This window comes from uncultured Marixanthomonas sp., from assembly GCF_963974425.1.
In the GTDB taxonomy this organism is placed as follows: domain Bacteria; phylum Bacteroidota; class Bacteroidia; order Flavobacteriales; family Flavobacteriaceae; genus Marixanthomonas.
The window spans coordinates 38,274-45,912 of the sequence record NZ_CAXBCK010000031.1 but is presented as its reverse complement, the minus strand read 5'-3'; the positions used below and the strand labels follow the sequence as shown (position 1 = coordinate 45,912).

Genomic DNA, 7,639 nt, shown 5'->3' with positions numbered 1-7,639 from the left:
CCACAGATGAAGCGACTTCCAACACTGAAAACATTTACCAAATGGGTACTATTGCCATAGGTAAAGATGCTGCCTATACAGGTGCTGCTATAGATATAGAAGGAGCCGTGCGTGGTGGTAGCAATCATCAGGGTAGTGTTGGAAACTATTCTGTGGCTTTTGGCGAAGGTCAAACAGCCTCTGGTATCGTTTCTACAATTGGAGGAGGTGCTTCAAACACAGCTTCTGATTTGGCTGCAACAGTGTCTGGGGGTCTGTTGAATACAGCTTCAGCAAATGCTTCGACTATTTCTGGAGGTTCTACCAATACGGTTACGGGAATTTATGGAGTGGTCGCTGGAGGTTATAAAAATAGTGTAACAGGACAAAGTTCAACCGTTTCGGGTGGTAGTGATAACCAAGCTACGGGTGCTCTTTCTGTTGTGATAGGTGGTGCCCAAAACACAGCATATTCTGCTTATGAAATTGTCGGTGGATATTTCAGTACAAATTACACACCGGCTAATTCATCTACTTGGGATATAAACGATCGTTTATTTAATATAGGAGCTGGATTACATGATACCAATAGACACGATGCCTTTACCATCCTGAAAAATGGAAAAACGGGTGTTGGGTTTGATAATTTTGAAACCACAACCTTTGATCAAAAATTGCAGGTAAACGGGAATGCAAGAATTGCAGACCTTCCCAATGAGGCTGGTAATGTGGATACAGATAAGGTAGTGGTTGTAGATGCTGACGGGGTGTTAAAATCCGTTAAAGCCGCGATGCCTAAGTTTTTCTATATGCCAGCAATAATATTTGATACCTCGGCAGGAGGCACAGCATTAACTAAAGACCTGTTTCAGGAATATAAAAACCAGTTTGAAACAACTTTGGTAAGTAGTACAGGTGCTAATACCTCTATACCTACTTTAAATGCTAACGAATTGGAATACCACATTACACATTATGATGCAAGTGTATTCTCAAACTTAAGTATTAATGCCAATGGAGTTTTAACCTATGATATTATAGGGACTGCTACTCCTTCTTCTTATATGAACATTGTGTTTGTAGTAAAATAATAATTACAAATCACCAAATATGTTTATAAAAGAAATGTTTTCCCTAACGCTCCTAATAGCAAAACTGTTAGGAGTTATAGGAAACAAAAAAAAAGAGATCAATGCGTCTTTGCACGTATTACAAAAGAGGCTAGGAGGTTCCTTCCTTGTAATTAAACACCTAATGATTATGGATAAGACTCTTATTTTTCTTGTTACATTCTGTTTTTCTGGGTCATTTTTAATAGCTCAGACTGTAAATTCAGGAAAGCTGTATGTTTCTCCTAACACAGAATTTTCAACGCTCTCTAATCTTAAAAATACTGATACGGGAAGTTTGTTTAACGATGGCACCCTGTTTTGCTATGCCAATTTTTATAATAACGGAGAGGTAGATCACTATGAAGCAAACGCTCAAGTACAATTTGTTGGTTTTGATGCTCAACTTATAAGTGGAGAAGGAGACACTTTTTTTTCAAATATCCTCTTTAAAAATAAAACGTACCCCGTTCCTTTTTTATTACAAGCTGATATCAATATTGAAGGGGAAGTGGATTTTAACAATGGGATTATCGATAACAGAAATTATGGAGGTAGTTTTCTTTTTGGAGAAACAGCTCGCTATAAAAATGCTTCTAATATTAGTTATGTAGATGGCTCGGTCGAAAAAATTGGAAACACCGAATTTGAATTCCCCATAGGACATCAAGGCTATTATAGAACGCTTGCCATTTCAGACGCACAAGCTATAAACCCTCTTTATAAAGCCACCTATTTTTTGGAGAACCCAGATACCCAATACCCTTTACTAAGCAAAGCAGATGTTATAAATACGATTAATAATGCAGAATATTGGAAGTTAGAACCCGTTGGAACGCATTCAGAAGTAGTTGTAACTCTTTCTTGGAATGAAGCGACCACCTCTGATTTAATGTTGCAAAATACAGAAGCATTACATATTGTGCGTTGGGATGAAGAACAACAACTTTGGGTAGATGAAGGAGGAGTGGTTGATGAATGGAATAAAAGTGTGTCGGCCGTGGTTTCTAATAAAGGAATTTTTACGCTGGCAATTGTAGAGACAGATGACATTTTACCCTGTGAGTTAGTGGTGTATAATGCTATAACACCTAATAAAGACGGGAAAAACGATTATTTTCTTATTGATCAATTGAACAATGGAGGCTGTGCCCAGAATATTTCTGTGAAAATTTTCAACCGCTGGAGTAGGAAAGTTTTTGAAACGACGAATTATGGGTTGGCGGGACGTGTTTTTGATGGTCATTCGAACAAAGGAGATCAGCTGCCAGCCGGTACTTATTTCTATGTTCTTGAATTTGAATATGAAACAGAGAAAGGAGATCGAAAGCCTTTTCAAAAGCAAGGCTACTTGTACCTTAATGGAAATTAAAATTTAAGCACAATAATATGATATTAAAATATATAAAGGTTATATTGTTTGGTCTGTTACTATTTACAGCTAATACCGGACTTGCTCAACAGGATTCTCAGTTTACTCAGTATATGTATAATACTGTTATTATCAATCCGGCTTATGCTGGAAGCAGGGGAGTCTTAAGTATAAACGGAATCTACAGAAACCAATGGGTGGGAATGGAAGGTGCACCTGAAACCATGACATTCTCTGTTAATTCACCAGTCGGGGTAAAAGGCGTTGGTCTAGGAGTTAACTTCTATAGTGATAAAATTGGGCCTTCCATAGAGAACATCTTTACGGCCGACTTTTCCTATACCATTCCAGTCTCCCAATCCACCAAGCTTTCTTTGGGATTAAAAGGAGGGCTGAACATACTGGATATAGACATAAATAAACTCGAAATTCACGATCCAACCGATGTGAATTTGACAAGTACAAACGTTAAATCTCCTGTAGTTGGAACGGGACTCTACCTGCACAGTGATCGCTGGTACTTTGGCCTTTCCTCTCCCAACATTCTAGAGACGGAACATTATGATGAAATAGCTGTTTCTACAGCTTCAGAAAAAATCCATATTTATCTTATCGGAGGGTATGTGTTCCAACTTGATGAAGACTTTAAGTTTAAACCGGCTGTGCTTACAAAAATGGTTAGTGGTGCTCCTGTTTCTGTTGACATTTCTGCCAATTTTATGTATCAGGAAAAATTTACTTTGGGAATGGCATACCGATATGATGTTACCTTTAGCACATTGGCAGGGTTTCAAGTAAGTGATGGGCTTATGCTGGGATACTCCTATGATTACAATACTACAGAACTTGGAAACTACAATTCCGGCTCCCATGAAATCTTTCTGAGGTTTGAACTCGGAACCCGCACTCAAAGAACTATTAGTCCAAGATTTTTCTAATTATGAGAATTATGAAAAAAAAACACTCACTATCGAATTATTGTTTTGCTATCCGTTACTTTTTGCCCAACAGGAAAAAATTGACTGATGCCAACAAGAAATATGAAGAGCATGCCTATATAAAAGCTGCAGAGATTTACAGGGATGTGGTGGAAACGGGATTTGAATCTCAAGAACTGTTCGAGAAATTGGCCAATTCCTACTATTTTAATGTCTTGATATTCCCCCATCTACTTATTTGGCAGATATATTATCTGGTTGAAGTGATTATGACATTTTCAGAAAATTTTGGCATGTTTAGTATGGCACTATGCAGCGTGGAAAGAAAGCCTAAAATACAGATTTAGAAATTTATACATACCGGTGTTAATTCGGATGGCTTTGAGTTTATTATAAGGTCTTTTGCCACGGCTGCGAAGCGGTCCAATTATTTAAGTAGATGGGCAATAGGGACTGGTAGAGGTAAGAATTGACATCAGTTTGCAGAAAAAATATTAATGAGTTTAATATAATAATTACCTTAGTATTGACTTAGCTATCTAAGTCCAATTAATACCAATTAAATAACAACATATTTTAATTACCAGTATCTTACTTTATAGAGCCGATATAGCTTCATATTTGTATTTGTGGAAATAGTAGCTTATCAAAATTTATTTCTTATAATAATTATTATATTTGGCATGTTTTTGAAAAAAAATAAGAAATTCCCCACAAAGTATAGCATTTTTAATTATTTATAGTATTTAACCATGAAAAGAAATTTACTAAGTTTATTGTCTTTATTAATAGTTGTTACTGTTTATTCTCAAGTAGGAATAAACACTGTATCTCCTAAAGCTACCTTAGATATTAATGGAAACCCTTCAGTTGTATCAGAAATGGACGGTATTATTCCGCCTCGACTAACCGGTAATGAATTAAATAACAAAACATATACAACAGACCAAGTGGGTGCTCTGGTGTATATAACAGCTCCCCGAACTGACCCAGATAATAGTCAAACTGGTTTAGTGACTGACACTGGATATTATTTTTTTAATGGGACAAATTGGGAAACGGTAGGAGAAGTAGCAAATGGTGTATATGGAGATGTTAAACAAGGCTTTCAAGGAGTAGATCATAATGGTTGGGTAAAGTTAGATGGTAGAAATATAAGTAGTTTAACTGCCACACAACAAGCTCAAGCAACTGCGTTAGGTTTTACTGGTACGTTGCCTAATGCTACCAATAGCTATTTGTCTCAAAATGGTACAGCATTAGGTAGTATTAGTAGCAGTAATCAAAAAACAATAGCGCAAGAACAATTACCTGATATTACTCCTACGGTATCAGTAAATGCCGCTAGTGCAGGCACACCTACTGGAAGTGTAAATGTAAACTCTACAAGATCTACTATGAGTAGTAATGGAACCCATACTCATAGCCTTAATATGGTTGAAAAAGACGATGGTAACTTTTCAAATGGTGATGGACAATATCCTACTGGTGATAATGAAAAATATGCTGGTGATGATCATTATGTTAGTACCCAATCTAGCGGAAACCATAGCCACACCATGAATACGCATGCACACTCAGCAAGTTTTTCAGGTAATACTATGAACGGCCATGGTCATACGGCTTCAGCTAGTAGTATTAATGGTGGCGTGACACAACAAACCTTAGATATAACCCCAAAAACGTTAAGTGTAAATACATTTATATATTTAGGGGGTTAACATTATTTAAAGTTCATTTACGAAGTGTTTAAAAGTGTGTTTCATTACAAGTTGATATTTTCTTCTAGAAAATTATGAAAGTTCACTAGGGTTTTTTAGAAAGCATCTTAAAATCGATGTTCAAACATACGGTTAAGATAGAGTTAGTTTAGAATATTTTTTAATAAAATATTTTGCCTACCTGCCCTTTATGTTTATATATACCAATACTTGTACATTATTTTTTCATAGCGCTGAGTCATTCGTAAATTCTTATACCTTAATGTTTTGTCAACTATTTTTAAGTAAACTCCATTAGACAATGTAACCGTTGTTGCAAATGTGTGACGTGCTAAGTGGAGCGTCAAATTCTTCGTAATATTACAGAGATTAGCAATTTCTTTCAAGTAAGCATTTGACTTTTGGTTATTTGATATAGGGTGCTCCTATTCATCATTTAACGCTTTTGGATGACCTTTATATTTGTCCAAGCTATCCAAAGCAGAGGAGGAGATGATATGGATGCTTTTCTTAATACTTTGGACTAAGAATGGGAACGTAATTCAATTAAGGGTCTGAAAATTAAGAACGTGTAGCAAGAAATAATTCGAAGGATATTGCACCCATATAGTCGACAAATCATGAAAATTTAGTCAAATGTAATAATTAGGTCAAAGTTATCGACAGGGTAAAATTAACTGGTTTTTTCCAAGACCTCCATCAATCTAAAATTGAAATATAGCTTTTCCTTACCAACTTTTTCTGAGGATAAAAAACCTGCATCTTCTAAATCATTTAAATAGTTTCCTACGGTTTTAGCAGTGCCCAAACTCGCATCTATTAAATGTTGTCTTTTGGTGTAGGGTAGCCTGAATAGTATTTCAATTAAATCCTTAGAATAAACCTTGGGTAAACTAACTTTTACTTCTTCAGCATAGGCTTGCATTAATTGATTTACTTGCTCTAACAACTTCAATCCCTTTTTTGCTGTAAAAGAGATCATTTCTAACATATATAGAACCCATTCTTCCCAAGCGCCTTTTTCGGTTACATTTTGTAATTTGGTATAGTAGTCCGCTTTATTTTTAATTATGAATTCACTCAAATAGATGGCTGGAATATTTAAGAGATTTTCAATCTTTAAATAGAGTAGGAGTATTATTCGTCCGGTTCGACCATTGCCATCTGTGAATGGGTGGATTGCTTCAAACTGATAATGTATTAGTGCCATTTTTATTACTGGATCAATAGTGTTTTCCTTTTCATTTATAAAGGTTTCAAAATTAGCTAACTTATCTCTTATAACAGATTCACCAGTAGGAGGCGTATAAATAGTTTCTCCTTGTAAATTTTTGAGTGCAGTACCTGGTGTTGTTCTAATGCTAGCTGTATTTTTCTTAATACTCTGGACGATCTCGACACATAGATTTGTGGTTATAAATGGTTTTTTGTCAATTGTATTTAATCCTTTCCATAAGGCTTCTTTATAGCTTATTACTTCTTTAATTGCTGTATTCTCAAATTTTTTATCTGCAACAGTGGCTTTATATAAATCATCATTTGTTGTGATGATATTTTCTATTTCTGAACTTGCTTTTGCTTCTTGTAAATGGATAGTGTCCAGGAACAAGTTGGATTGGGTAAATTAATGAGCATCCCATTAAGTTTTGCCAACGCTCTACTTGCTTCAATAGTTTTACGAAGTACTATTGTTGTTTCTAAATCTGCCTTGGGTGGTAGTACTGGCAAAGTATTATAAGGCTCATTTCTTTTAAATTCGGCCATCTGTAAGGAGTAAAAGTTACATTTGTTACACTTAACCCGTTCCATCCCATTTCCGCTTCATTGCTTTGTCTTGGATACAATCTCAATTTTTTTTTTTAATATCCGTAAAAATTGAAAGGTCGAAATTAAAATTTTAAAATAGAGTCCGTTGAGTTTTACTTGTTTTTATAATTTGCGTATCAATTTATATAGTGAATAGCTTCTCCATTAAAATTCAACATCCCAACTCACCATCACCTTCCCTTCACAAAGAAATAAAATTTAGTCTGAGACAGACTGCATAACCGGTCGCCTACTCCCTTTTATAAGTCCTTACTCAGTCTAAATTTAAGTAGGTGTTTCGGAAAGGTAACAGCGAAGGCGCTATAGGAAGTAAATGAAATGAGTTTAAAAAAATGAATTCTTTTTTAAAGAGATACTTTAAAACTGATTGTGTTACTTAACATGATTGGAAAGGAAAACGCTCTGGATATAATAAGTAAATGGTTTTTCTTGGCATTTTATCTGGTACCATTTGCTATCGAAATTAATGATGTTTTTAAGCCGTACCTTACAGAGAAAAAGGTTCCATTTTGGGGAGCGTAGCGGACAAAAATGAGAAGCAAGAGGATAACACGCTGCGCGATGTTATGTATTTGTTTTTAGCTTGTAAAACCTTGTTTTACAGTTTTTTACGTTTATTTTGTTTTTTTAGCAAAATTCAGGTTTACGACAAATTTCACAAAAAAGGCTGGTAGGCCCCATTCACAGTACAAT

Annotated in this window: 7 protein-coding genes and 1 pseudogene; 5 read left to right on the top strand and 3 right to left on the bottom strand. The window is 35.3% G+C overall.

Going from position 1 to position 7,639, the window contains the following annotated elements:
• From AACZ92_RS10350 to AACZ92_RS10330, 5 genes and pseudogenes are all read left to right on the top strand, one after another.
• Window positions 1-1,070 (top strand): annotated as a pseudogene (locus AACZ92_RS10350) (hypothetical protein); the annotation flags it as partial.
• Window positions 1,071-1,239: 169 nt separating this feature from the next.
• The gene (locus AACZ92_RS10345) at window positions 1,240-2,460 is read left to right on the top strand and encodes a gliding motility-associated C-terminal domain-containing protein (protein WP_339700779.1); all 1,221 of its coding nucleotides are present in this window, start codon (window positions 1,240-1,242) and stop codon (window positions 2,458-2,460) included.
• A gap of 17 nt (window positions 2,461-2,477) precedes the next feature.
• Window positions 2,478-3,398, top strand: coding sequence for a type IX secretion system membrane protein PorP/SprF (locus tag AACZ92_RS10340; RefSeq protein WP_339700776.1), 921 nt, complete (start codon window positions 2,478-2,480; stop codon window positions 3,396-3,398).
• Window positions 3,399-3,478: 80 nt separating this feature from the next.
• The gene (locus tag AACZ92_RS10335) at window positions 3,479-3,745 is read left to right on the top strand and encodes a hypothetical protein (RefSeq protein WP_339700773.1); all 267 of its coding nucleotides are present in this window, start codon (window positions 3,479-3,481) and stop codon (window positions 3,743-3,745) included.
• A gap of 405 nt (window positions 3,746-4,150) precedes the next feature.
• Window positions 4,151-5,119, top strand: a complete 969-nt coding sequence (locus AACZ92_RS10330; protein WP_339700770.1) for a hypothetical protein — start codon at window positions 4,151-4,153, stop codon at window positions 5,117-5,119.
• A 194-nt stretch (window positions 5,120-5,313) separates the two neighbouring features.
• Here the strand turns inward: AACZ92_RS10330 and AACZ92_RS10325 are convergent, their stop codons facing one another.
• The 3 genes from AACZ92_RS10325 to AACZ92_RS10315 all read right to left on the bottom strand — a co-directional run bounded on the left by AACZ92_RS10325 (window position 5,314) and on the right by AACZ92_RS10315 (window position 6,883).
• The gene (locus AACZ92_RS10325) at window positions 5,314-5,535 is read right to left on the bottom strand and encodes a tyrosine-type recombinase/integrase (RefSeq protein WP_339700782.1); all 222 of its coding nucleotides are present in this window, start codon (window positions 5,533-5,535) and stop codon (window positions 5,314-5,316) included.
• Window positions 5,536-5,792: 257 nt separating this feature from the next.
• The gene (locus tag AACZ92_RS10320) at window positions 5,793-6,728 is read right to left on the bottom strand and encodes a Fic family protein (protein WP_339700767.1); all 936 of its coding nucleotides are present in this window, start codon (window positions 6,726-6,728) and stop codon (window positions 5,793-5,795) included.
• Window positions 6,677-6,883: a hypothetical protein gene (locus AACZ92_RS10315; protein ID WP_339700764.1), complete on the bottom strand. Its 207-nt coding sequence runs from the start codon at window positions 6,881-6,883 to the stop codon at window positions 6,677-6,679. Before AACZ92_RS10315 ends, AACZ92_RS10320 begins: the two co-directional genes overlap by 52 nt.
• Window positions 6,884-7,639 lie beyond the last annotated feature (756 nt).

What these genes read in the sequence shown, in the direction of transcription:
- AACZ92_RS10345 (WP_339700779.1), top strand. Translation starts at nt 1,240, where the DNA reads ATGGATAAGACTCTTATTTTTCTTGTTACATTCTGTTTTTCTGGGTCA.
- AACZ92_RS10340 (WP_339700776.1), top strand. Translation starts at nt 2,478, where the DNA reads ATGATATTAAAATATATAAAGGTTATATTGTTTGGTCTGTTACTATTT.
- AACZ92_RS10330 (WP_339700770.1), top strand. Translation starts at nt 4,151, where the DNA reads ATGAAAAGAAATTTACTAAGTTTATTGTCTTTATTAATAGTTGTTACT.
- AACZ92_RS10315 (WP_339700764.1), bottom strand. Translation starts at nt 6,883, where the DNA reads ATGGCCGAATTTAAAAGAAATGAGCCTTATAATACTTTGCCAGTACTA.